Raw genomic sequence first — 25,210 nt, forward strand, 5'->3', positions numbered from 1 at the left:
TTGGTTTATTTAATTCTGAAATTATATTTCTTCTTCATCATACTTTTGAAATAAGAAATCATTATACGGATAGCGTTCTACATGAATTTCTTTAATTCGGTCATATAGCATTTGTTTCAACTCTTCAATATTGGTTTTGTTGGTTGCCGATATAAATATGCAATTGTTATTTAATTTTGCCATCCATGTTCTGCGTAACTCTTCCAGTGATACATTTGCTCGGGTTGAAGGTGTCAAATCATCTTCGTCTTTTTTAATGTATGTAAATGCATCAATTTTGTTGAATACCAAAATTGTAGCTTTTTCTTCTCCATCTATTTCTAAAAGAGTTTTTTCTACAATTTCTATTTGCTCTTCGAAGTTGGGGTGAGAAATATCTACAACATGTACTAACAGATCGGCTTCGCGTACTTCATCCAATGTCGATTTGAATGATTCCACCAGATGGGTTGGCAATTTGCGGATAAATCCTACCGTATCAGATAATAAGAACGGAAGGTTGTCTATGATAACTTTGCGAACGGTAGTATCCAAGGTTGCAAACAATTTGTTTTCAGCGAAAACCTCAGACTTGCTAAGCATAGTCATCATGGTCGATTTTCCAACGTTGGTGTATCCGACAAGAGCTACACGCACCATTTTACCTCTGTTCTTTCTCTGAACCATCATTTGCTTGTCAATGGATTTTAATTGCTCTTTCAAATCGGCAATCTTATCCTGGACTATACGACGGTCGCTTTCGAGCTGAGTTTCACCTACACCACGCATCATGGCTCCACCACCTCTTTGCCTGTCTAAGTGAGACCACATACGGGTAAGGCGGGGTAGGAGATACTGGTATTGTGCCAATTCTACCTGAGTTTTGGCATATGCTGTTTGAGCACGCATCGCAAATATATCAAGTATAAGGCTGGTTCGATCCAGAATCTTAACTTGTAATTCTTGTTCGATATTGCGTATTTGTTTGGCCGAAAGTTCATCATCGAAAATTACTAATCCGATTTCGTTTTCTTCCATATATTGCTTGATCTCCTGTAGCTTTCCTGTTCCTACAAAAGTCACCGCATTGGCATGTTCTAGTTTTTGTGTAAATTTCTTTACCGGCTCGGCTCCTGCGGTCTCAGCTAAAAAAGCCAATTCGTCCAAGTACTCGTTTACTTGTTCTTCGGTTTGTTGTTGAGTGATAAGACCTACCAGAATGGCTTTCTGATTCTTTACACTTAATATCATTGAATCGATCATCTATCTTACTTAAATTATGTGGTTAATTGACTGTTTTTTGTAATCGGTGATACTTTTATATCACGAGCTGTGTAGCGACAAGATTCGCATCTTATCCTTTGTAATCTTTTGGAAAAGAATAGTTCTACCAAATCTTAAAATTAAACTTCATGTCAATTATTATTAGTGAATACAGTCTGCAAAGGTAGTAAAAAGAAAATACACCTTAAACTATATATATATGTTTAAATTTGAAAATGGTGTTTGATGATGAGCTATAGAAGTGCCTATTTACCGCTCTCCGTATGTTTATTATCGATTGTGCAGTACTTTATAAATCGGAGTAGGCTACCGAAAAGGTGTCACCACCTCTAAGATCACCCGTCTGGATTCCTTTCTTTAGCCAACGGCTACGTTGAGCCGATGTGCCATGATTGAAAGCATCGGGAACTGTATATCCTTGTGACTGCATTTGCAAGCGGTCGTCTCCAATCTGCGAAGCTGCATTTAACCCCTCTTCGATATCTCCGTCTTCGAGCGATTTAAATTTCTGATTATCGTGATATATCCATACTCCGGCATAGTAATCTGCCTGAAGTTCGAGCCTTACACTGAGTTGATTGCTTTCTTTTTCGCTCACTTGTTGTTGAATTTGGTGTACTTTGTCCAATGTGCCGAGTAGGTATTGTACATGGTGTCCTACTTCGTGGGCGATTACATAGGCATAAGCAAAGTCTCCACCAGCTTGGAGCTGTGTTCGCATTTCCTCAAAAAACGAAAGGTCTATGTATAATGTTTGATCTGCCGGACAGTAAAACGGACCTGTGGATGATGAGGCATTGCCACAACCAGATTGTGTTGCTCCCGAAAATAAGACCATACGGGGTGGGATGTATTTCATACCGTTTTGAGCAAAGACTTCCGCCCATATATCTTCGGTTCCTGCCAAAATTGTTTTAGCAAATTTAGCAATCTGTTCATCTTCTGTGGTGGGAGTATAGTTTTGTTCTGTAGTTGTACCTTCTGCAATTTGCTTTGTAATAACATCCATAGGGTTGCCTCCCATTAGCCAGATGATGAGTCCGACAACAATTGTTCCGCCAATGCCCAGAGATACTTTGCCTACCGATCGTTTTCCGCGGCGATCATCCACATTGTCGCTTTCTCTTCTCCCTCCTAGTCTCATAATTATTTAGTTTTTACTATTTGATGTCTTTATTTTTTCATAAATATAACAAATCAATAATACTAAAGTTTACAACCTTTATTGCCTATATTACAGATTGAATTGGTATTACGACTTTAAACATTTATAATGATTGAAGCCTAAGCTTCTCTGTTTTATAAATACTTAATCGGATATAAATTTCATAAAAGATATAGAAAGAATACTTACATTTACCAAACAATAAAATAGAATGATGAGATAATGATGGAAAATATGCCTCAAAAAACAAGTAGCGTAAATGCTATATTATTTGTTATTTGTTTATCTTCTTCGCTGGTACCTTTTATGGGATCGGCTTTAAATCTGGCATTACCTTATATTAATGAGGATTTTTCGATTAATGCTTCACTGTCGGGGTGGATTCCGACGAGTTATATGCTTTCTACAGCTATTTTCCAGATACCATGTGCCAAATTAGCAGATATGATCGGGAGGAGAAGGGTGTTTATATGGGGGCTTATCTTATTTATTCTTTTTACTGTTTTAAGTGGAGTTGCATCCTCAGTAGTAAGCCTGATTATATATCGTTTTTTATCGGGAATAGGTAGTGCTATGATTTTTGGAACCAGTGCTGCAATTCTTATGTCGGCTATTCCTCTACAAAAAAGAGGACAGGCTTTGGGAATAAATGCAGCTACAGTTTATTTTTCTCTGGCGGCAGGTCCTTTCCTAGGAGGAATATTAACGCAATATTGGGGATGGCAAAGTATCTTTTATATATCTGCATTAATCGCATTCTTTGTATTGATAGGGGCTTTATTTGCCATTAAAGAAAACTGGAAGGAAGAGCGAAAGCAAACCTTTGATGTAATAGGTTCCGTATTATATGCTTTAGGCTTGTCGGCTATTATTTACGGATTTACCATTTTGCCTGCTATTCTCGGATTTATATTGCTGGCTGCAGGTGTTCTTATTATGGTAGCGTTTTCTGTTTATGAGAAAAAGCAAACAAATCCGGTGTTCGATATTAAGGTTTTCTTTGAAAATAAGGTGTTTAAATATTCATCATTATCGGCACTGATAAATTATTCTGCAACTTTTGCCATTTCTTTTATGTTGAGTTTGTACCTCCAGTATGTAAGAGGATTATCTCCTCGTGATGCCGGTTTAATACTCATCGTGCAATCCATCATGATGGCTGTAGTATCATTTGCCTCCGGTAAGTTGTCGGATAAAATGTCGGCTTCATTTCTTTCTACATTGGGGATGTCAATTATATTTATTGGATTGATAGGGTTATGTTTCATCGGAGAGTCAACTAATTTTTATATTATTATAGCACTTCTTGTTTTAATAGGATTTGGTTTTGGGGTATTTTCTTCTCCCAATATGAATATTTTAATGAGTTCGGTTGATAAACAGCATTACGGCTTTGCTTCAGCTACGGCCGGAACCATGCGGTTAGTAGGGCAATCGCTGAGTATGGGTATTGCTATGATGTCCATCTCGTTGTTAATCGGCGATATTAAATTTTCTGCTGCTGTGCATACCGAACTGATGTATAGTATGCGGATTACTTTTATTATCTGCTCAGTCTTGTGTTTGTTTGGAGTATATGCTTCATCTGTAGCGAAGCCCAAATAATAGTATTGATAAATTGCGATATGAAAAGAAAGAATTGTATTTTTGTCAAACTGAATATGAAAATACATGATTGAACAAATAATTGTACTGGATAATGCAGATGCTGCTGTTTTCTTTGGAATCAATAATAGTAATCTGCAATTACTAAAAACACTCTTTCCTAAACTGCGGATAATAGCTCGTGGCAATATAATAAAGGTAATCGGTAATGCCGAGGAGATCCCTTTCTTTGAAGAAAAGATGAGGGAACTCGAATTGTTTTGTGTAGATCACAATATGCTTACCGAAGATAACATTATAGATATCGTCAAAGGAAAGTCACCTCAGGCAGTGAAGCAGGATAACCTGATTATCTTCGGAATGAATGGTAAACCCATTTCGGCACGTAACGATAATCAGCAAAAACTAGTAAATGCCTTTCAGAAAAATGATCTTGTATTTGCTCTTGGACCTGCAGGATCGGGTAAAACTTATGTGGCTATTGCTTTAGCCGTAAAAGCCTTGAAGAACAAGGAAGTCAAGCGTATTATACTGAGTCGTCCCGCTGTGGAAGCCGGTGAAAAGCTCGGTTTTCTCCCCGGTGATATGAAGGATAAGATTGATCCCTATTTACAGCCTCTTTATGATGCTTTGGAGGATATGATTACCCCTGCAAAATTGAAGGACTATATCGAAAATAAAGTTATTCAGATAGCGCCTCTTGCTTTTATGCGTGGACGTACTTTGAGTGACGCCGTTATTATTCTGGATGAGGCTCAAAATACCACAACACATCAGATTAAGATGTTTCTGACCCGTTTAGGTATGAATGCCAAGATGATAATAACAGGAGATATTACCCAGATTGATTTGCCTCCTTCTCAATTGTCAGGCTTAAAGCATGCTTTAAGAGTATTGGATGACGTGAAAGGTATGGAAAAGATCGAGTTTCAGAAAGAAGATATTGTTCGTCATAAACTTGTACAGCGTATAGTGGATGCTTACGAAAAAGAGGATGAGAGACGACGCAAAGAATTTTCGGAATCTAAAGAATAGGGGATTATAATATCAATGAGAGCATTTAAGTTTAAGAATAAAATTCAATAATAGAAGGGACTGACGGTTTTTGATTACTCAGTCCCTTTTCTATATCCTTTCTGAATTAATCTTAAATAAGTTCATTTGGTTGTTTCTTTGTTGTGGTAAGTCGAATACTATTAGGTTATTATGAGATTAGAGTGTGACGGTTAAATGTTGCTTCTTACTTCATATACTTGAATTTATAAGAAATTGTTAAGTGTGAGAACAAAGCTGTAATTAATTTGTTGAAAGAGGTAGAAATTTCAGGAGTCTCTTTCTAGAAAAGATGAAAAAGTAAGATTTTGTTGGTAAATTTGCAGAACCCAATTTATAAAAATAAAATATATCCAAATAATGAAAAATACTTTAGTTACTACAGATTATCATTTTTCAGATCAAACTAATGTTTATCATGGTAAAGTACGTGATGTTTACTCAATTGGCAACGATACGTTGGTGATGATTGCAACAGACCGTATTTCGGCTTTTGATGTTGTATTGCCTCAAGGGATACCATACAAAGGACAAGTATTGAATCAGATAGCAGCTAAGTTTTTAGATGCTACTGCTGATATTGTTCCTAACTGGAAACAGGCAACACCTGATCCGATGGTGACGGTAGGCTTGCGTTGTGAGCCTTATAAAGTAGAGATGGTAATTCGTGGTTACTTAACAGGAAGTGCTTGGCGCGAATATAAATCAGGTGTTCGTGCACTGTGTGGTTTATCCTTGCCTGACGGAATGAAAGAAAATCAAAAATTCCCAACGCCTCTTATTACTCCTACAACGAAGGCGGATGAAGGGCATGACGAAAATATTTCGAGAGAAGAAATAATCGCTCAAGGATTGGTTTCGAGAGAAGAATATGAGCAATTAGAAAAATATACTTTAGCTCTTTTTCAAAGAGGTACAGAAATGGCAGCTCAAAAGGGATTGATTTTGGTTGATACCAAATATGAGTTCGGGAAAAAGGATGGCAAAATTTATCTGATTGATGAAATACATACACCCGACTCTTCTCGCTATTTCTATGCAGATACCTATCAGGATTTGTATGCAAAAGGAGAAGAACAACGTCAGTTATCCAAAGAGTTTGTTCGCAAGTGGTTAATGGATAACGGTTTTCAGGGAAAAGACGGACAGCAAATCCCGGAAATGACAGAAGAGTATTGCAATTCGGTTTCAGAAAGATACATTGAACTTTATGAGAAAATTGTAGGCGAGCCCTTTGTTAAGGCAGATGTAGCAGATGTTGCTGCACGTATTGATAAAAACGTAACCGCTTATTTGAAGAAGTAAGTAAAGAATAAAATTTATTGGTATATTTATAGTTATAACAATCTATATTTGTTCTACTTGCCAAAGCAATAAAAAGGTTTGTGACTTTAATTGTCATAAATTCTACTAAATACAGATCGCCTGTCAAAGAAAAGCCAAGTCAGTTTGGGTAAATATTTCGACAGGCGATTTTTTAATTTGTTTTTTCTACATAATTTATTACCTTTATTTATAAACAGGCATTATTTTGCTTGGGAGGTATTTAATAAGTGCCTGAAATCAGATAAGAAAACTTTGACTTATGCCAAATCTCTATATTATATCGGGTTGTAACGGTGCCGGTAAAACCACGGCTTCATATACTATGTTACCCGAGATGCTCGAGTGTAAAGAATTTATTAATGCCGATGAAATTGCCAAGGGGCTTTCGCCCTTTCAGCCGGAGAAGGCTGCAATCGAAGCCGGACGTATAATGATACGTAGGATGGAGGAAATGTTGAGGCTTCAACAAGATTTTGCGATAGAAACGACTCTCGCAACCAAATCGTATGTATCATTTATTAAAAAAGCACAAAAGGTAGGTTATTTCGTAACATTGTTGTATTTTTGGCTCAGTTCTCCTGAATTAGCGATTAAAAGAGTCGAAGACCGAGTTAAAGCCGGTGGGCATAATGTGCCTCAGGACGTAATTCGTCGGAGATATGCAGCAGGAGCGCAAAATTTGTTTACTCTATATACACCTATTGCCGATTATTGGCTGGTTGTAAATAATTCGGAAAATCCGTTTTGTTTAGTGGCTGAAGGGAAAAGGTCAGAAATGATAGAGAAACATAATGAAGAGATTTTAAACAAAATTAAAAATATATGAATCGTAACGAATTGGCTTTGAGAAGCAAATTATTGGTTGGTCTTAGTCTTTCATATACTCGATTAATTGAAAAAAAACAAATAGAAGATGGTAATCTTATCTTCTCGAAAAACGGAAAAATCGTAAAAGTTAAAGCTCGCAAATTGAGCAATAACATCGAAGCTGTATCAGCAGGTGTTATTTAAGTAACTTGTCTCCTGTTGCTGTATCTCTACAGCAAATATATTCTACTTCTTATCAAAGAAATAAAAGGGTCTTAGACCTGAATTTTACAATGACATATCAGGCAGAAAAAGTAGTTCCTTATGAGAGTTCCGAGAATAAAGGAGCTCAGGTCGAGCGTATGTTCGATTCTATTGCAGAAAACTACGACACACTGAATCACACGTTATCTATGGGCATTGACCGTGGATGGCGCAAAAAAGGTCTTTTGACTCTAAAAGATCTTAATCCTCAATCTATTTTAGATATAGCCACCGGCACAGGTGATCTCGCGATACAGGCATACCAATTGTTAGGATCGGATAAGATTACAGGTGTTGACATTTCGGAAGGAATGATGGAAGTTGGTCGCCAAAAGGTGGCTAAATTAGGCTTATCAGATAAAATTGTTTTCGAAAGGCAAGACTGTATGGCTTTGAATATTGCTGATAATTCTTATGATGCAGCAATAGTCGCTTTTGGCATACGTAACTTCGAAGATCTGGATAAAGGATTGAAAGAAATACACCGTGTACTTAAGCCGGGAGGGAAATTGATGATACTCGAATTGTCAAGCCCCGAACACTTTCCGATGAAACAAGCATACTGGCTTTATTCCCGATTATTTATCCCAACAGTAGGTCGGTTTATTTCAAAAGATAAAGCCGCTTATTCCTATCTGCCTAAATCTATTGAGGTTTTTGTACAGGGCAAAGAAATGGTAGGAGTGCTTAATAAAAATGGATTCTGTAACTCGAAGTGTAAAACTTATACCTTCGGAATTTGTTCTATGTATTTAGGTGAGAAGTAAATTGATGTTTGAATCTGTTTAACTTCTTAGCTTTTACCCTATATAACATAATATAATTTTAATATGAAACTTACAACACTATTAAAGGTTGGTACTGGATTATCTTTGATGGCATTGACTTTTGGGCAATGTACATCCGGTAGTGACAAACTTCAGCAACAATTAAAAGCAGAGGTTGATGCTCTGAATAAGCAATGTCCTCAAACAATCAGTACAACACTTCGTATTGATAGTTGTGTACTTCTGAAAAATAATGATATGCAATATTATTATACATATACTGATACTGCAGCTTTTGATACTCTGCAATTCGAAGATGAGATTGTAGCTACTGCTAAAGAATTGACAAAAAACGATCCGGGTATGGCTGATGTTCGCGATAATGGACTTACTAACGAGTATATTTATAGAGACTTGAAAGGTAATACTATATATCGTTTTAAGATCACTCCACAGGATTATAGATAAACGATAGGTGAAGATCTACATAAAAAAAGAGAGGCAAATAACTGTCTCTCTTTTTTGTGCTAAATAAGGTCTGTGTGACCTTTAGCCTTTTAGTTTACCGTATATTTCATCGAATTTTTCACGATCGAAACGCTCATAACGAGGTTTAGTAGGAGTATAGTCATCATTATCCCAAAGAGTACTTGTAATCATTAGGTCGGCACTGTATCGGTTACAGGCAATGGGTACATTATGTACACGACATTGACGCAGCAACATCATAATATCCGCCTCGTGAGGTTGTGGATTCAGGTCATCGATAAGGAAAACAGCCATGTTGATTTCCTGACGAACCACCATTGCCGCTATTTCGGCATCACCGCCCAGAGGTCCCGAATTCATACAGGTTATTTCTGCATCGATACCTTTTTCGCTAAAGGCTTGTCGTATGAGGTGCCCTGTTGTACCTGTACATACCAAGTGATGTCTCGATAGGAAATCTGAATTGTAGTAGCACCAGTCAACCATATCGGCTTTGCGATGGTCGTGTGCAACTAGAGCTATAGTTAATCGTTTTCTCATATTTTTTGTTTTAAAGCAATAGAGCTTTTGTCTTTTTTTAGTTGTGATCTTTTGTTACCAGTTCGGCAATTTTTACAATTACCTTCACTGCTTTTTCTAAAGACGGGATAGGAACATATTCGTAACGTCCATGGAAATTTAATCCGCCTGCAAAAATATTAGGGCAGGGTAGTCCCATAAATGAAAGTCTAGCACCATCTGTTCCTCCTCTGATTGGTTTTACCAGAGGTGTTATACCTAATTCCTGCATGGCGTTGAAAGCATAGTCTACAATTTTTATTACAGGCTCTACTTTTTCACGCATATTGTAGTACTGATCTTTTATATCAAGCGTGATTGTACTGTTTGGATATAGTTTCTGCAAGTATTCAACAGCATCTCTCATTATTTGTTTTCTGCTTTCGAATAATGCTCTGTCATGATCGCGAATGATGAATGATACGGAAGCAGCATCAACCGATCCCGACATTCCCATAAGATGGAAAAAGCCTTCGTAATGAGAAGTGTGTTCGGGTCTTTCGTTTGCAGGTATCAGTGATATCAGTTTGTTTGCTACAACAAGTGCATTAATCATCTTGTCTTTAGCTGATCCGGGATGTACACTACGTCCTTGAATCGCGATTTTTACACCGGCAGCATTAAAGTTTTCATATTCCAGTTCGCCCAACTCTCCGCCATCCATGGTGTAAGCCCATTCGGCTCCAAATTTCTCTACATCAAAATGATCGGCACCTTCACCTATCTCTTCGTCAGGAGTGAAGCATATACGTATTTTCCCATGTTCTATTTCAGGATGATCTTTCAGATATTTCATCGCTGTGATAATTTCGGCTATACCGGCTTTGTCATCGGCACCTAATAAAGTAGTACCGTCTGTTACAATAATATCCTGATCTTTGAATTTTAATAATTCGGGAAAATCATTTGGAGAGAGTATTATATTAAGATCTTTATTAAGTAAGATATCATTTCCGTCGTATGATTTTACAATGCGTGGGTTCACATTCTTTCCTGTCAAATCGGGGCTTGTATCCATATGAGCAACAAATCCTATTGTTGGCACTTTTTTATCTGTATTTGCAGGTAAAGTAGCCATCAAATATCCGTTCCCATCCAGCGATATGTCTTGTAGTCCTATTTCGGTAAGTTCTTTTTTTAGTTCTTCAGCTAATACTCTTTGCCCCGGAGTGCTTGGAGTAGTGCCGGTAGTTGTATTTGATTCGGTATCAAATTTCACATATTTGATAAATCTGTCGACTACATTCATCGTTTTTGTCTAAGTTTTAAATTAAATTCAAAAAAAATATTGGCCTCGGAAAAGATTTTTTAGAATTATAACTAATTGCTTTTAAAATAATTATTCCATCGGCTGCTTCTTATCAACAAAGATACTAAAATGAAATCAAAGGAAAAAGTGTGCTTAGCATTTTGGAATGTAAAAAAAATATCTACCTTTGTGCCCGGGTAAGCCCTATACGGTCAGCTCCTGATTAATCCCCCAGGGTTTGATCGCAGCAAGGGTAGTCGGTTGAGCGGCGCGATATAGTAAGTTTACCCACCTGCCTCTTTAGCTCAGTTGGCCAGAGCACGTGATTTGTAATCTCGGGGTCGTTGGTTCGAATCCGACAAGAGGCTCAAAAAAAAGGAACTAGCAATATGTTAGTTCCTTTTCTTTTTCTCATTCTTATAAAGTATATCTGCCAAAGTTTCGTTTATCAGACGAATGATCTCCTTATAAAATGGATATAAACTATCCTTTTTATTGATCTCTTTGATTTTGGGCAGATCATATTCCTCTCTTGCTATATTCAAGTATTTCAAAGCTACTTCCTTTAAAGTATTATCGGTAACTAATCCCCATCTGTTTTGATCAATTAGATGAGTTATAGCGGCTATTTGTCCGGTTAGCCCGTTATGGGATGTTGTTTCTTTGATTTGTGGCGAGAGAGCCTCTAAAGATGTTTTTGGACAGTCTGCTAGTTGTTGATAGCATTGGTAAATTATTTTTTCTGTAATTCCATACCGTTTGTTTTGCCAGAGAATGGATGCTTGCCGTGAAGTATTCATGCCTGATTGTTTCTCGAGAGCTTCCTGTACGGCTTTTTTTACTGTCCATCCTATAAGTTCACCTAGAATACAATGTTTGCCGGCATTGTATAGTTGTATCGAAGATTCAAGATTGCCTACTGCTATTATATTATCTGTTCCTGAGCCGGTTGCTAATCCTTCGGAATACAAGCTGTTTGCCATTAATTCCTCAAGTGCTGCACTCTTGGCCTCGGTAGCTGTTATCAGTGATCGGGTAAGGGTTCCTGCATCGAGCTTGGCATCAATAAGGAGGAATATATTAATTGTCCCGGGGCGAATGTGAAGAGACTCATTGGTGAATTCATTGAATTGAGCGGGATCTCCTGCCCGTCCTCCGTTAATGTCTATTCCGGCAGTTACCATTGCGGTTACGGTTATCGATTCTTTCGATTTGCTCACTACTGACATGTTTTCCATAAGGGCAGCGGTACACATTCCTGTTGTTGTATTAAGAGGTAAGCCTAATTCTGTTGTGAGAGCTTGGTAATGTTCCTGCATATTATCGCCTTTCATCATGACTATATCCCCTGCTTCTATTCTCTTTCCACAGCTGTTGTTGTATATGTATTCGAGGTCTTCCCTATATCCTCCGTTGTGATTGCAGGTGCTTACGACATTGCGATGTCCGTTGAAGTGTATAATGATGCTTTCCTGATCGAAGTATACTTGATCATTAGAAAATGTTGTGAACAGTTCTTGCATATTTTGCCTGATTCGGATAAATTTTAAATAGGCAAATATACAAAATTAGGGAGGCTTGTGTTTGGTTAATGTTATAAAGTCTTGACAATGACTGGTAGAAAGCTTACTTTTTCTTCGATTTGTAATATTTCATCAGATAATACGATGATGCAGACAGCAGGATAAATGTACATGCTCTTGCGTAATGGTATCCATTATGTATATCCCTAAATATAAGAATCATATTTATGAAAATACAAATGGTAGATACGATAAACAGAACTACGCAAAGCTTATACATATGATTTCGTTTTACTTTTGAAGTTCGACTATTATGCAATCACTTTCTATTGTGATTATGCTTTTGGGATATACACTGAGTATGTATGCAGATAATCCATTGATGGTTGGATAATCTCTTTCGCCTATAAAGTAGCGGGCATCATCAATCAGCAATACATGCTCAATATCAGAAGAGAGGATCGCTTTTACTTCTTCTGTTATAGGGCAATCTTTGTCGCCTCTGGCGGTAATTCCTCCTGAATAATGCCCATCAAGCCAAAATAGTGATTTTTCGGGTAAATCTTTTATTAAAGTAGGCATTAATTTACCACTATCGCCATGAATAAATTCGATGTGCGAACTTTTCCGAAAACGATGTTTGGCTGCTTCCTGTAGAAATTTACTTAATTCAATGGTGTAAATCTTTTCGAAATTATCTTGTTGAGCCCATATCATATCTCCCAAGTAGGTACCCGATTCGACGAATGTCGAAATATTATGTTTCTTACCATATCGTGCTACCAGCTCTTGCTTTATGGCATGAGGTGTGGGCATAGGTTTTCCTTTTTTAACCCATCTTGCGATTTGCAATTTATTCTTTCTTGAATGGTATATTCGTTGAATAAAGGTCGGTAATATATTAAATAATTTTTTTGAAGCAGGCATCTTAATCTATATAAAATTATACCCAAGGACTTTTATACAAGAACTTTCAGCAAATATATATTATATGATTCAATATAAATTGATTCCTATATTAATATATACTGCAGAATATCATTTTTTATATACAGTCTACTAATCTTTGCGAGGCTACGAATTTAACCTGTGATTATCTACTTAATAGGTCTGTGTAATATAGTATGTCTAGTATGTCGCTGAGTTCGTTAACACAAAGGTATGCAATTTCTTTTTGTAGTTAAAAGAAAAAGTCTTGAAAATCTCAATTAATGCCATCAAGATTCTTTATTTACGAATAATATGCTTGTTTTTCTGTCTTAATTAAGAAAAAGTATTTAATGACGCATTTTAGTATCACCAATACCAATGAGATTATACTCGGATGGATAATGCATAGGCAGAGATCTTATTTAGGATATCTTACTTCAAAATAACATCCTCTTTCTGTATTTTTATATCACAATAATGACAGTTTAGCACTACTTTATTATTGTCTAAAACTTCAAAACGTGTCAGCATCGGCTCATTGTTGGTTATGCATTTCGGATTGTTGCATTTTACTATTCCTAAAATAGTTTGTGGTAAACTTATTCTCTTTTTTTCGACTACCTGATAATCCTTAATGATATTTAATACCACGCTGGGAGCAATCAGGGCAATGCGGTTAATTTCTTCTTCTTCAAAGAATTTATCTGAAATTTTAATGATGCCCTTGGTACCCATCTTTTTGCTTTCAAGATTATTCCCTATTGTAACCGGATTTTTAAGATCACCCAGATTAAGAAGGGATAGTACTTTGAATACTTGATTGGAGGGTATATGGTCTATAGCAGTTCCGTTGCAAAGTGCTGCTACCTGAAGTTCTTTTCTTTTTTCGCTCATGATTTCTCTTTTTTAATTTATTGAACATTAATACCTAGACTGTCGCAAATGATAGCCTGACGTGCAAAGACTCCGTTGCGGGCTTGCTCAAAATAATATGCTTTAGGGCTATCGTCTACATCCTGTTGTATTTCGTTTACACGAGGCAGCGGATGTAATATTCTGAGGTTGTCACGGGTATTTTCGAGCATATCTTTGCGGAGTATATATACGTTCTTTACTTTTTCGTACTCCATCAAGTCTGTAAAACGTTCCCGTTGTACGCGGGTCATGTATAGAATATCGGATTCGTTAAGTATATCTTCCGAAAAATCAGAAGATTCTTCGTATTTAATATGATGTTCATCGCAAAAGCGTTTGTAAGAATCGGGCAGTTTCAATTCTTCGGGAGCTACAAAGCGGAATGTAGGATTGAAATGTGACATTCCTATTATGAGAGAATGTACCGTTCTTCCATATTTAAGATCTCCTACAATAGTTATGGTCTGGTTTTCGAGAGTACCTTGCGTTTTGTATATCGAATACATATCCAGCATGGTTTGTGTAGGGTGCTGGTTGGCTCCATCTCCGGCGTTGATGATCGGAACGGTCGATAGTTCCGATGCATATCGGGCGGCTCCTTCGAGGTGATGGCGCATAATGATGAGGTCTGCATAGTTATTAACCATTGCAATGGTATCTTTCAGCGTTTCTCCTTTAGTTGAACTGGTAGTAGAGGCATCCGAAAATCCGATGATGCGTCCGCCTAATCGATGCACTGCAGTTTCGAAACTCAATCGGGTACGTGTCGATGGTTCAAAAAAAAGTGTTGCGCATACTTTTCCTTCCAAAAGACGACGATTGGGGTTTTCGTCAAACTTTTCAGCTAATTGAAGTATCCTGATTATATCTTCTTTCGTATAATCGGTAATCGAAACTAAACTTTTATTTTCCATATGCAGCCGAATTTATAAAATTAGGTCTCAGACCTGTTTGTTATTTCAGTAAGTATTTTGTGTAACTAATTGCTTTCTGAATGTTGTGTTACAATACTTATTGTTGTTTATTCCAAAAAAAACCTCGAAAAATAAAATTTCCGAGGGTGTATTATAAAATAATAAGGGAGCAACTCAATCTAAAGAATGATTCTTGTAAATGCATTACATATAGGTGTGGATGGTCACTTCTCATTACATTTTTTTTCTGATAACAAATATATTAATTTTTACTGTATGATGTTTTATATTCGGTGAAAAAGTTTTCATTCCCATCCTGATTTCTTTTTTTGATTTTATTTCACTCTTAATGTACTCGGAAAATCTTAACTTTGCATCTTCAAAAACAAATAGATATATGTCGTGTATTTTAAATATAGAAACTGCTACGCCCGTATGTTCGGTTGCAGTTTCAAAGAATGGAGAAATAATATTTGAACGCGAGAGTACTGATGGACCTTCGCACGCAAGTTTGTTAGGTGTATTTGTAGCAGAAGCTGTAGCAGAGGTCAGGTTAAAGGGATATGTGTTAGATGCTGTTGCTGTTAGTTGTGGCCCCGGCTCATATACCGGTCTGAGGATTGGTGTTTCGGAGGCGAAAGGCATTTGTTATGGCTTGGGTATACCTCTTATTGCGATAAAAACTCCTTTGGTGATGGCTCAAAAGGTAATCGAAACGCAAGAAGTTGCAGTCAATACACTTTTGTGTCCAATGATAGATGCCCGCCGGATGGAGGTATATGCTGCTTTATATGATAAAGAGCTTAATGTGGTAAGGGATATTGCAGCCGATATTGTAGATGAAGCTTCTTATAAGGAATATTTATCTAAGTCGAAAGTGCTATTCTTCGGGAATGGTGCCGATAAATGCAAGGAGGCGATTGTAAATGATAATGCCTGCTTTTTAGAAGGAGTTTATCCATCGGCAAAATATATGGTTCGCCTGTCGGATGCAGCATATGCCGATAAACAATTTGTTGATACTGCTTATTTCGAACCTTTCTATTTGAAAGATTTTGTAGCTACTACACCTAAAAAGAATATTTTTTAAGGTTGTAGCTTTTTAGTATAAGAAGAAGGGTATTTTAAATTAAATACCCTTCTTTTTCTTTTGTGGATAGACGTAATTTGTTTTCACGAAGGAACAGGTTAAACAAAATGTATTTTTTCTTTCAAACCAATGTTTTTTTGTATTGTTATAATGATACTTTATTCTCTTTATTTGTATATTTGGAATAGAAAAATGACTTAAAAAATTGGTGTAATATGGATATTAACAACATTTTGTCATCGCTGGAAGCAAAGCATCCGGGTGAAGCAGAGTATCTACAGGCTGTAAGAGAAGTATTGATCTCTATAAAAGATGTTTATGAACAACACCCTCAGTTCGAGAAGGCTCAGATTATAGAGCGACTTGTTGAACCCGATCGTGTATTGATGTTTAAGGTTCCATGGGTGGATGATAAAGGAAATATCCATGTGAATACCGGTTATAGGGTTCAGTTCAATAATGCAATAGGTCCCTATAAAGGAGGTTTGCGGTTTCACCCGTCCGTAAATCTTTCTATAATGAAATTTCTGGGTTTTGAGCAAACCTTTAAAAATGCTTTGACTACACTGCCGATGGGTGGAGCCAAAGGTGGTTCTGATTTTAACTGTAAAGGAAAATCAGACGGTGAGGTGATGCGTTTCTGTCAGTCTTTTATGCTCGAATTGTGGCGTAATATTGGTCCTAATACCGATGTGCCGGCCGGAGATATAGGTGTTGGTGCCCGCGAAATCGGTTACTTGTATGGAATGTATAAGAAATTAGCACGTGAAAATACGGGGTCTTTTACGGGTAAAGGGCTCGAATATGGCGGTTCGCTTATACGTCCTGAGGCTACGGGCTTTGGTGGTCTTTATTTTGTAAAAGAAATGCTTGCCACTAAAGGAACTACTATTGAAGGTAAAACGGTTGCTATATCGGGCTTTGGCAATGTTGCATGGGGAGCTGCTCTCAAGGCTACGGAGTTGGGGGCTAAAGTAGTCACTATATCGGGTCCTGATGGATATATTCATGATCCCGAAGGTCTTTCTCCTGAAAAGATAGACTATATGCTCGAATTACGTTATACAGGAGAGGATATTGTTGCCCCTTATGCAAAAGCTTTTCCCGAAGCTAAATTTTATGAAGGAAAACGTCCTTGGGAGCAAAAAGTAGATATTGCCCTTACATGTGCTATTCAAAATGAGTTGGGAGAAGACGATGCAAAACAACTTCTGGCAAATGGAGTACAATGTGTAGCCGAAATATCGAATATGGGATGTACCGAAGAGGCGATTAAATTATTTATAGAGAATAAAATCCTTTTTGCACCCGGTAAAGCCGTAAATGCGGGAGGTGTTGCAACATCGGGTTTAGAGATGACTCAAAACGCTATGCATTACCAATGGACAGCAGACGAGGTCGATCAGAAGCTTCATCAAATAATGTACAGTATACATGACCAGTGTGTAAAGCATGGAACGGAAGCCGATGGTTATGTAAATTATGTAAAAGGTGCGAATATCGCCGGATTTATGAAGGTTGCAAGGGCTACCATTGCTCAGGGCATAATTTGACTACTGGCTTTAATTATATATAGTAAGAAAAGTCTCTGTATCTTTTTACAGAGACTTTTTTTGATTTTATAATATCGATATCAGTTGCTCTAATTTTTTCGCTGTAAGTATTTCTTGTGTATAAAACTTTCCATCAACAAAAACACTGTAGGTTGTCACAGGACAAAAATGAGATTGAGCTTCTTCTCTTGATTTTATTTGATGAATCCGTATCGGAATATTCGAAGTTAGAATAGTTGGTTTTAGAAGTTCTATGTATGGCGTGGTGAATGGACATTGTGCTGTATAAAATATATCCACACCTTTTATCTCCTCAGGAAATCCTTTTTTCGCAGATTGGGTAAACTTAGGTAATTCTGCTTTATTGTCAAAGCGTTTAGTCAATAGTTCGAAGTAGGGTGGGGCTGAGTCAACAACTTCATAGCCAGATTTTAAATAGAATGATTTGTCTGATAAAAATGGCTTTTTTTTGTTTGCACTTACAAGCAAAACTCCTTTCATTTTAAGACTTTTTGCTTCGTTTTCGCATTCTTTCAATAATTCCGCACCATAACCTTTTCCTTTGTAGCTGCCCGATACCCAATGACAATTTATTAGCATATAGTCTTTTGCTTCGATAGGCATCCAGCCCATTTCAACGGGAATATATTCAATAAAGACTTTGCCTCTAGCGTTTAATTTTTTTAATTTTAAACCTTCATTTATTCTGTCTTTAAGCCATGATTTCTTGGCTGTTACACCTATGTTGGTAGCTTTGCTGTCAATAGCACAACAAAGATGTTCTTCTTCTATATTCTGATTGGTTAGCGTAATTATATCCATACCTTCTATTATTGTGATAATATGACAAATATAGGTAAACTCTTATAAGCATAAATCTTCGTTGTAATTATTTATTAGGAAAATCTAAGATGGAATGTTCTAATTTGTTATTTGTCAGTTGTTTATGTTTTTTTATGCTGCCTGTATTTTATATAGTATTAATTTGTCCCATTTCACCGTTATATATATAATTAATATACTTATATATAAACATGTATTAATGTTTATAATGAGATATTTATGTTAAGTATTTAGTTTTGCTAAAAAATATTAGTAAATTAGTCGTCTTGGTTGTTAAAATACCCCGTTGAAATCAGTCATATTGGATTATTTATAGCCCTAAATACTTCTGTTATAGATATAATTTTTTGTCAATGCTTTGTTATTTATTAGTTTAGTACTAAAATTGTTTATATTTCTGAGCATATAGTTTTATATCTTTATTTTTAATTATTGATTATCTGGTCTATTTCTTGTATCGATGAAAAGGGATATTTTGTTTTTTAATATTTGGATACTTGTGTATGTTTAATATGTGTTTATTGATCTGTTTTGTAATATGTTAAATGGTTTTCTTGTGTTCTTTTGTATTTCTTTGTTTTACAGTAGAATATAGGCTTTAATAATCGATTTCATCGGTGTATTATGTGTTATTTCTTATTTTACTTATTTATATTCATTATTTTATTTTTTATTTGCTTAATATGACATGTAATTATATTGTTCTATATAAGAGTGCTTTATGTTTTGCTATATGGTATTATGGTTGTATATATAACTATATTAAATGATCTTATCTATTGTTTATTAGTTATTTATATGTCTGGGTGGCTACTGTTTAATGAATTTGTTTTAATGCCATTGAACTAGATATCGTTTTAAGTGAAGAGGTATCTACAAAGAAAAATCTTTTTGTCATTTAGTGGTAACATGAACTATCGATGGTTTACAATTGTTCTTATGTATATAAACTGTTGATTACAACTCAAAAAATATAACATATGTCTGAAAAGAAAGATAATTTTGTTGAAAAACAAACCTTAGAGGAATTAAGAAAACTAAAGAGAGAAAACAGACGTCGTCGAGGAATGCTTTTTATTGCTGCGTTACAGATTACTTCTTTAATCGCTTTTTATTATTTGGGGCGTTCATCTCATCAGAAAGATTGATGATTGATTTCCTAATAAAGAAAAAACGCTTTGCTGAATTCTCAGCAAAGCGTTTTTTGTAATAGTCTGTTTCTGATTAGTTTCTAAACTCCAGTTCACCATCTTTTATATCGACGGTGATAGGGTTTGATTTGTCTACGGATTGAGCTAATAAGCGTTTTGATAACGTGTCAAGTACCTGACGTTGTATTACACGCTTCACAGGACGGGCTCCGAACTCAGGATCGTATCCTTTATGAGCAATCCATGCTATGGCTGCATCTGAAAATTCAAGTCTCACACCATTTCCTCGGAGTAGTTTGACTAGACCTTCTAATTGAATCTTCACAACCTTTTCTATATCCTTTTCCGTCAACGGTTGGAACATAATTATTTCGTCAATCCGATTCAAAAACTCAGGACGGATATTCGACTTCAGCATACTTAAGACTTCTTTTTTTGTTGTCTCTACAACTTCGTCATGATTTTCGGGGGTTATAGTTGCAAAGTTCTCTCTTATCAGTCCCGATCCCATATTAGAAGTCATTATGATAATCGTATTTTTGAAATTGACTACACGACCTTTATTGTCAGTCAGACGACCATCATCCAATACTTGCAGCAGTATATTGAATACATCAGGATGTGCTTTTTCTATCTCGTCAAACAGTACGACAGAGTATGGCTTGCGTCGAATAGCTTCGGTCAATTGTCCACCTTCGTCATAACCTACATATCCGGGAGGTGCTCCGATAAGGCGGGTTGCACTGAACTTTTCCTGATATTCGCTCATGTCGATGCGGGTCATCATATTTTCGTCGTCAAACAAAAACTCAGCTAAAGCCTTTGCTAATTCGGTTTTACCCACTCCGGTAGTTCCCAAAAAGATGAATGATCCGATAGGACGTTTTGGGTCTTGTAAGCCTGCTCGACTTCGACGTATAGCATTCGAGATTCCTATAATAGCTTCGTCCTGACCTACTACACGCTCGTGGAGTTCATCTTCTAGGTTGAGTAATTTATCACGTTCGCTTTGGAGCATTTTATTCACAGGAATGCCTGTCCATCGGGATACTACATCGGCAATATCAAAGGCGTCGACTTCTTCTTTTACCATGGCAGTACTACCTTGCATATCATGAAGTTGAGCTTGTAATTTGTCTATCTCGGCTTCGAGTTCTTTTATTTTACCATAGCGAAGTTCGGCTACTTTGCCATAATCACCTTCGCGCTCTGCTTTATCAGCCTGAAATTTAGCATCCTCAATCTCAATTTTGTTATGTTGAATTTTATTGATGACATCCTTTTCCGATTGCCATTTAGCTTTGAGGTCTTTTTCCTCTTCTTTCAGGTTGCTGATTTCTTTACTTAGTTCAGCTTCTTTATCTTTATCGTTTTCACGCTTGATAGCTTCCCTCTCAATTTCTAGCTGTTTGATGCGGCGGCTTTTTTCATCTAGTTCTTCGGGAACCGAATCTACCTCCATACGAAGTTTTGCTGCCGCTTCGTCCATCAAATCAATTGCCTTGTCGGGTAAAAAACGATCGGTAATATAACGGCTCGAAAGTTGAACTGCCGAAATTATTGCTTCGTCTTTGATACGTACCTGATGGTGATTTTCGTATTTCTCTTTTAACCCTCTAAGTATTGAGATTGTATCCAACTCACTGGGTTCATCCACCATCACAATCTGGAAACGACGTTCGAGAGCTTTATCTTTTTCGAAGTACTTTTGATACTCATCTAAGGTGGTAGCACCAATCGAGCGGAGTTCACCACGTGCAAGAGCCGGTTTTAATATATTGGCAGCATCCATGGCTCCTTCGCCTTTTCCTGCTCCTACTAAAGTGTGTATTTCGTCGATGAAAAGGATGATTTCGCCTTCTGATTTGGTTACTTCATTTACCACAGACTTAAGACGTTCTTCAAACTCTCCTTTGTATTTTGCACCGGCAATCAGGGCACCCATATCCAGTGAATAGATTTGCTTGCTTTTGAGGTTTTCGGGTACATCTCCACGAATAATCCGGTAAGCTAATCCTTCGGCAATGGCTGTTTTACCTGTACCGGGTTCACCTATTAGTATAGGGTTATTTTTGGTACGGCGACTCAATATTTGTAATACGCGGCGGATTTCTTCGTCACGACCTATTACAGGGTCTAGTTTACCATCTCTGGCTCTTTGTGTCAGATTGATAGCAAATTTTTCAAGTGACTGATAAGTATCTTCTGCCGATTGACTGTCTACTTTACTTCCTTTGCGAAGTTCGGTGATAGCATGCTTCAAACCATTTTCGGTGATACCCGCATCTTTCATTATTTGAGAAGCTGTACTTTTTTCGGCAAGTATTCCCAGTAGAATGTGCTCAATAGATACGTACTGATCGTCCATTTTTTTAGCCAGATCAGTTGCTTTTTGCAATGCAGCATTGCTTTCTCTGCTCAAATAAGGTTCTCCTCCCGTTACTTTAGGATAAGAGTCTATTTGTCTTTCGAGAAGGATGCTTAAGTTTTGAGGATTTACTCCTTGTTTCTGAAAGAGAAAATTAACAATATTATCACCTGTTAAAATGGCTGATAATAATAGGTGTGTAGTTTCTACCGATTGTTGATTTCTCTCTCTGACGATCTCAATTGCTTTTTGTAAAGTCTCTTGAGATTTAATAGTAAAGTTATTGAAATTCATATATTATATCTCCTTTCTTTAGTTCGTTTATGTTTTGTTTATTAATTGATCTGCAAATTATTTGCCATAGCTTGTTCTGTGTCAAAATGTCAGATTTAGAGTTCTGGATAAAAAAAGAGCATAGCCTTATGTGGCTATGCTCAGACAATATATCGCATTATCGCTTACTTATTGTTTTAATGCTTTATTAATCGCTTCTTTAGCCAAAGGTTCCATAATATGATATCCCTCTATGTTGGGATGCACACCGTCTTCTCCGTATTTTACGTCAAGACCATTGTCTTTATCTTTGAGTGCTGTGTGATAATCGATATAGGGAATGTGATTTGCATCGGCATAATTTTTAATTCTGCTATTCAGGTCTGTTACTTTACCGGCTACATCTGTAATGTCGGGATTCCAACGAAAATGATTGGTCGGAAGTACCGATCCCAGAACAACTTTAATGTCATTAGCCTGTGCCAATTGAACCATTGATATTATATTCCCCAATGTAATTTCGGGATCATATACGTTGGCATTTTCTGCAATATCATTTGTACCTGCATTTATAACAACTACGCGTGGTTTTAGTTTAATTACATCTTCTCTCATTCTGAGTAGCATTTGGGCACTTATTTGTCCGCTGATGCCTCTTCCTTCATAATTATTGTTCGTGAAAAAAATAGGATCAAGAGTTACCCAACCTTCGGTAATGGAGTTTCCGATAAATACTGTTTCGATTTGCTTTTTAGCTTCCACAAGTTCTTTGTTATTGGTTTTATAACGGTTAATATTTGCCCAATCACGGTTTTGTGCGTGCAGCACCACTGTTGTAAAAAGAAGGGCAGAGATAAATAAAGCCTTTAAAATTGATGTTTTCATGTTTTGTTTATTGGTATTCCTGTATATATAAGCAATGCAAAATAGCTCGTAATCGAACTTAAAAGTATAAAAAAAATAGAAATGTGCATCAAATTTTTAATACAGGGTTCTATTTTCTGAAATTTATCAGTAGAATATTGAAGTCTGTCCGAAATAAAATTTTTGTGCAAAAAAAATATCTATAATGTTATACCTTTGACAATAAACTCTATTTTCCTAAAATATGATGCAAATTCATCAGCAGATAAAGTATCTGATTGTAGAAGACGAGCGATTGGCGTATGAGGAATTGAAGCGTATGATTACTCATCTGCGTCCTGAATATGTTCTTTCCGAACGGACAGAGACTGTAGGGCAAACTGTTGATTTCCTGAAAAACAATACGGTGGATCTTATTATGCTCGATATACGATTGGCGGACGGAGATTGCTTCGAAATATTCAATCATATTTCGATTAATACGCCTATTATTTTTACTACAGCTTATGACGAGCATGCGGTACAAGCCTTCAAATTAAATAGTATCGATTATTTATTGAAACCTATTGAAGAGAATGATCTGACAAGTGCTTTGATAAAATACGAGCAGTTTTATCAATCGAAACAAGCATCTTTTGATTATAAACAGTTGGGCGAAATAATAACACAAAAGGTAAAGAGCCGTTTTTTGATTCAGAAGGGCGATTCTTATTTTTATATTGAGGCTAAGGACATTGCTTTCTTTTATAGCGAGGATAAAGCTGTATTTCTTCATTCATTTGAGAATAAACGCTACATTATTGATTATACGTTGGATGAATTGGATAAGCTTCTGGGGAAATCTATATTTTTTAGAGTCTCGCGCAATTGCATAACCAATATAAAGGCAATCAGAAATATTTCGAAGTTTTTTAATAGCCGTCTTAAACTTTCTTTTCAGCCGGAGTGCCCTCACGAAGTTTTAGTCAGCAGGGTACGGGTTACCGATTTTTTGAAGTGGGTTGATGATGTTGAATAATAAAAATAGAGTAGTTATGGGGGGGAATAGGAAGAGTAATATTATACTCTTTATTGTGCTTATCGCTCTTTTTGAATTTTTGTTTGAGTGGATCTTCTATGTTATGACCGGTTTGAATGGTGGGGATTTTTATAGAGGACTTCTTTACGATTTGCCTTTTGTAATGCTAATGTCATTTGTGAGCTTATTGATTGTTCATACCTCTAACAAATACTTTAAATATAAAGATATTCTATACATACGTGTTCTTTTTGAGTTGTTTGTATCTTTCGTATTCGCATACCTATATTCTTTTTCGATTAACTATGTACTTGGCAGTTTATTTTTTGATAAGCCATTTTATCCGACTCTTCCATCCATTATTATATTAATATTGGGTAACTCTTTTATAATTTTAATATTAGAACTGTTTTTTTATAATCAACGTCATTTAAAATCTCAGCAGCACATTGCAATTATAGAGAAAGAGCGTGTAGAGTATTTATATGCGACTCTAAAGACTCAGGTCAATCCCCATTTTTTATTCAATAGTCTCAATGTCTTGTCTTCGTTGATATTCGAAGATCCTCATAGAGCAAATATATATACTAAGAAATTATCGAATATATATAGGTACTTTTTGTCTACTAACACACGATTGAGCGTACCGGTGGGAGAGGAAATATTGTTCCTTCAGTCTTATATTTATTTACTCCAGATAAGGTTCGAAGATGCTTTAAAGATTAATATAAATGGAAATACTGACATCCAAAAGCAGATAATTCCCGTTAGTATACAGTTATTGATCGAAAATGCAATTAAGCATAATGTGGCTTCTGTAGAACACCCATTAATTGTCAATGTGAATATATTTGCGGAAAATATAGAAGTTGTAAATAATCTCCAGCCACGTTTGAATGTCGAAAAGAGTGGCCACGGATTAAGTAATCTTCAGAAACAATATGCACTATATAATAAAAAGATAGAGGTTTCGAAAACAAAGGATCATTTCGGTGTACAGGTTCCTTACTTGTGACATATCATAATAATCTTGCAGTTTATCCTGTTAAAAGTGTAGTTCGTCATTAATTTCTTTACTATTGCGGTTATTTGTTATTCTTTTGTGATAAAATAGGGTGGTAAAGAAAATGATTAATGTATATCAAATAGACTTTCATAGACTTACCGGTTCTTTTAAGAGTTAAAAAAACTTATTCCGTATTTGTATTGCCTATAGGCCTCA

Annotated in this window: 23 protein-coding genes and 1 tRNA gene; 13 read left to right on the top strand and 11 right to left on the bottom strand. The window is 36.3% G+C overall.

Annotated features, from left to right (window positions below; translation table 11 throughout):
- Window positions 1-21 precede the first annotated feature (21 nt).
- The gene (hflX, locus tag G7051_RS14060) at window positions 22-1,242 is read right to left on the bottom strand and encodes a GTPase HflX (RefSeq protein WP_166201212.1); all 1,221 of its coding nucleotides are present in this window, start codon (window positions 1,240-1,242) and stop codon (window positions 22-24) included.
- 310 nt (window positions 1,243-1,552) lie between these two features.
- Window positions 1,553-2,407, bottom strand: a complete 855-nt coding sequence (locus tag G7051_RS14065; RefSeq protein ID WP_166201213.1) for a neutral zinc metallopeptidase — start codon at window positions 2,405-2,407, stop codon at window positions 1,553-1,555.
- A gap of 243 nt (window positions 2,408-2,650) precedes the next feature.
- On the opposite strand from G7051_RS14065, the gene G7051_RS14070 reads away from it, so the two are divergent.
- From G7051_RS14070 to G7051_RS14100, 7 genes are all read left to right on the top strand, one after another.
- The gene (locus tag G7051_RS14070) at window positions 2,651-4,033 is read left to right on the top strand and encodes an MFS transporter (RefSeq protein ID WP_255493249.1); all 1,383 of its coding nucleotides are present in this window, start codon (window positions 2,651-2,653) and stop codon (window positions 4,031-4,033) included.
- A 66-nt stretch (window positions 4,034-4,099) separates the two neighbouring features.
- Complete coding sequence (locus G7051_RS14075; protein ID WP_166201214.1) at window positions 4,100-5,068, top strand: PhoH family protein; 969 nt, start codon at window positions 4,100-4,102, stop codon at window positions 5,066-5,068.
- A gap of 378 nt (window positions 5,069-5,446) precedes the next feature.
- Window positions 5,447-6,391, top strand: a complete 945-nt coding sequence (locus tag G7051_RS14080; RefSeq protein ID WP_166201215.1) for a phosphoribosylaminoimidazolesuccinocarboxamide synthase — start codon at window positions 5,447-5,449, stop codon at window positions 6,389-6,391.
- Window positions 6,392-6,671: 280 nt separating this feature from the next.
- Window positions 6,672-7,238, top strand: a complete 567-nt coding sequence (locus G7051_RS14085) for a zeta toxin family protein (RefSeq protein ID WP_166116407.1) — start codon at window positions 6,672-6,674, stop codon at window positions 7,236-7,238.
- Entirely contained in the window at window positions 7,235-7,423 is a 189-nt protein-coding gene (locus G7051_RS14090) for a hypothetical protein (RefSeq protein ID WP_166116409.1), read from the top strand. The genes G7051_RS14085 and G7051_RS14090 overlap by 4 nt, the downstream gene beginning before the upstream one ends.
- Window positions 7,424-7,512: 89 nt before the next feature.
- Complete coding sequence (ubiE, locus tag G7051_RS14095; protein ID WP_166201216.1) at window positions 7,513-8,250, top strand: bifunctional demethylmenaquinone methyltransferase/2-methoxy-6-polyprenyl-1,4-benzoquinol methylase UbiE; 738 nt, start codon at window positions 7,513-7,515, stop codon at window positions 8,248-8,250.
- A gap of 63 nt (window positions 8,251-8,313) precedes the next feature.
- A complete protein-coding gene (locus G7051_RS14100; RefSeq protein ID WP_166201217.1) occupies window positions 8,314-8,718 on the top strand; it encodes a hypothetical protein in 405 nt (134 codons plus the stop codon).
- 81 nt (window positions 8,719-8,799) lie between these two features.
- On the opposite strand, the gene G7051_RS14105 is transcribed toward G7051_RS14100, so the two are convergent.
- Both G7051_RS14105 and pepT read right to left on the bottom strand, forming a co-directional pair.
- Window positions 8,800-9,279, bottom strand: coding sequence for a methylglyoxal synthase (locus G7051_RS14105; protein ID WP_166116415.1), 480 nt, complete (start codon window positions 9,277-9,279; stop codon window positions 8,800-8,802).
- Between the two features lie 37 nt (window positions 9,280-9,316).
- Window positions 9,317-10,546 carry a peptidase T gene (pepT, locus tag G7051_RS14110; RefSeq protein WP_166201218.1) on the bottom strand — a complete coding sequence of 410 codons (1,230 nt, stop codon included), beginning with the start codon at window positions 10,544-10,546 and terminating at the stop codon, window positions 9,317-9,319.
- A gap of 294 nt (window positions 10,547-10,840) precedes the next feature.
- Between pepT and G7051_RS14115 the strand changes: the two genes are divergently transcribed.
- Window positions 10,841-10,914: transfer RNA gene (locus tag G7051_RS14115), tRNA-Thr, on the top strand.
- Window positions 10,915-10,938: 24 nt separating this feature from the next.
- On the opposite strand, the gene G7051_RS14120 is transcribed toward G7051_RS14115, so the two are convergent.
- The 4 genes from G7051_RS14120 to pyrB form a co-directional block, all read right to left on the bottom strand.
- Window positions 10,939-12,069 (bottom strand): adenosylcobinamide amidohydrolase, encoded by a 1,131-nt coding sequence (locus G7051_RS14120; protein ID WP_166201219.1) that lies wholly within the window; start codon window positions 12,067-12,069, stop codon window positions 10,939-10,941.
- A 291-nt stretch (window positions 12,070-12,360) separates the two neighbouring features.
- Window positions 12,361-12,885 carry a hypothetical protein gene (locus tag G7051_RS14125; protein WP_166116421.1) on the bottom strand — a complete coding sequence of 175 codons (525 nt, stop codon included), beginning with the start codon at window positions 12,883-12,885 and terminating at the stop codon, window positions 12,361-12,363.
- A gap of 546 nt (window positions 12,886-13,431) precedes the next feature.
- A complete protein-coding gene (gene pyrI / locus G7051_RS14130) occupies window positions 13,432-13,896 on the bottom strand; it encodes an aspartate carbamoyltransferase regulatory subunit (RefSeq protein ID WP_185155025.1) in 465 nt (154 codons plus the stop codon).
- Window positions 13,897-13,910: 14 nt separating this feature from the next.
- Entirely contained in the window at window positions 13,911-14,828 is a 918-nt protein-coding gene (pyrB, locus tag G7051_RS14135; RefSeq protein WP_166116425.1) for an aspartate carbamoyltransferase, read from the bottom strand.
- Window positions 14,829-15,225: 397 nt separating this feature from the next.
- Between pyrB and tsaB the strand changes: the two genes are divergently transcribed.
- A complete protein-coding gene (gene tsaB / locus G7051_RS14140; protein ID WP_166201223.1) occupies window positions 15,226-15,918 on the top strand; it encodes a tRNA (adenosine(37)-N6)-threonylcarbamoyltransferase complex dimerization subunit type 1 TsaB in 693 nt (230 codons plus the stop codon).
- Window positions 15,919-16,133: 215 nt separating this feature from the next.
- Entirely contained in the window at window positions 16,134-17,471 is a 1,338-nt protein-coding gene (gene gdhA, locus G7051_RS14145) for an NADP-specific glutamate dehydrogenase (protein WP_166201225.1), read from the top strand.
- A 66-nt stretch (window positions 17,472-17,537) separates the two neighbouring features.
- Here the strand turns inward: gdhA and G7051_RS14150 are convergent, their stop codons facing one another.
- Complete coding sequence (locus G7051_RS14150) at window positions 17,538-18,293, bottom strand: N-acetyltransferase (RefSeq protein WP_166201227.1); 756 nt, start codon at window positions 18,291-18,293, stop codon at window positions 17,538-17,540.
- Between the two features lie 1,001 nt (window positions 18,294-19,294).
- On the opposite strand from G7051_RS14150, the gene G7051_RS14155 reads away from it, so the two are divergent.
- The gene (locus G7051_RS14155; RefSeq protein WP_166201229.1) at window positions 19,295-19,462 is read left to right on the top strand and encodes a hypothetical protein; all 168 of its coding nucleotides are present in this window, start codon (window positions 19,295-19,297) and stop codon (window positions 19,460-19,462) included.
- Window positions 19,463-19,538: 76 nt separating this feature from the next.
- On the opposite strand, the gene clpB is transcribed toward G7051_RS14155, so the two are convergent.
- Both clpB and G7051_RS14165 read right to left on the bottom strand, forming a co-directional pair.
- Entirely contained in the window at window positions 19,539-22,127 is a 2,589-nt protein-coding gene (gene clpB / locus G7051_RS14160) for an ATP-dependent chaperone ClpB (RefSeq protein ID WP_166201231.1), read from the bottom strand.
- A gap of 168 nt (window positions 22,128-22,295) precedes the next feature.
- A complete protein-coding gene (locus G7051_RS14165; RefSeq protein WP_166201233.1) occupies window positions 22,296-22,991 on the bottom strand; it encodes a GDSL-type esterase/lipase family protein in 696 nt (231 codons plus the stop codon).
- Window positions 22,992-23,217: 226 nt separating this feature from the next.
- Between G7051_RS14165 and G7051_RS14170 the strand changes: the two genes are divergently transcribed.
- Window positions 23,218-23,988, top strand: a complete 771-nt coding sequence (locus G7051_RS14170) for a LytTR family DNA-binding domain-containing protein (protein WP_166202815.1) — start codon at window positions 23,218-23,220, stop codon at window positions 23,986-23,988.
- Window positions 23,975-25,003 carry a sensor histidine kinase gene (locus G7051_RS14175; protein ID WP_166201235.1) on the top strand — a complete coding sequence of 343 codons (1,029 nt, stop codon included), beginning with the start codon at window positions 23,975-23,977 and terminating at the stop codon, window positions 25,001-25,003. The genes G7051_RS14170 and G7051_RS14175 overlap by 14 nt, the downstream gene beginning before the upstream one ends.
- The last annotated feature ends 207 nt before the right edge of the window (window positions 25,004-25,210 follow it).

The organism is Dysgonomonas sp. HDW5B (assembly GCF_011299335.1).
Taxonomy (GTDB): domain Bacteria; phylum Bacteroidota; class Bacteroidia; order Bacteroidales; family Dysgonomonadaceae; genus Dysgonomonas_A.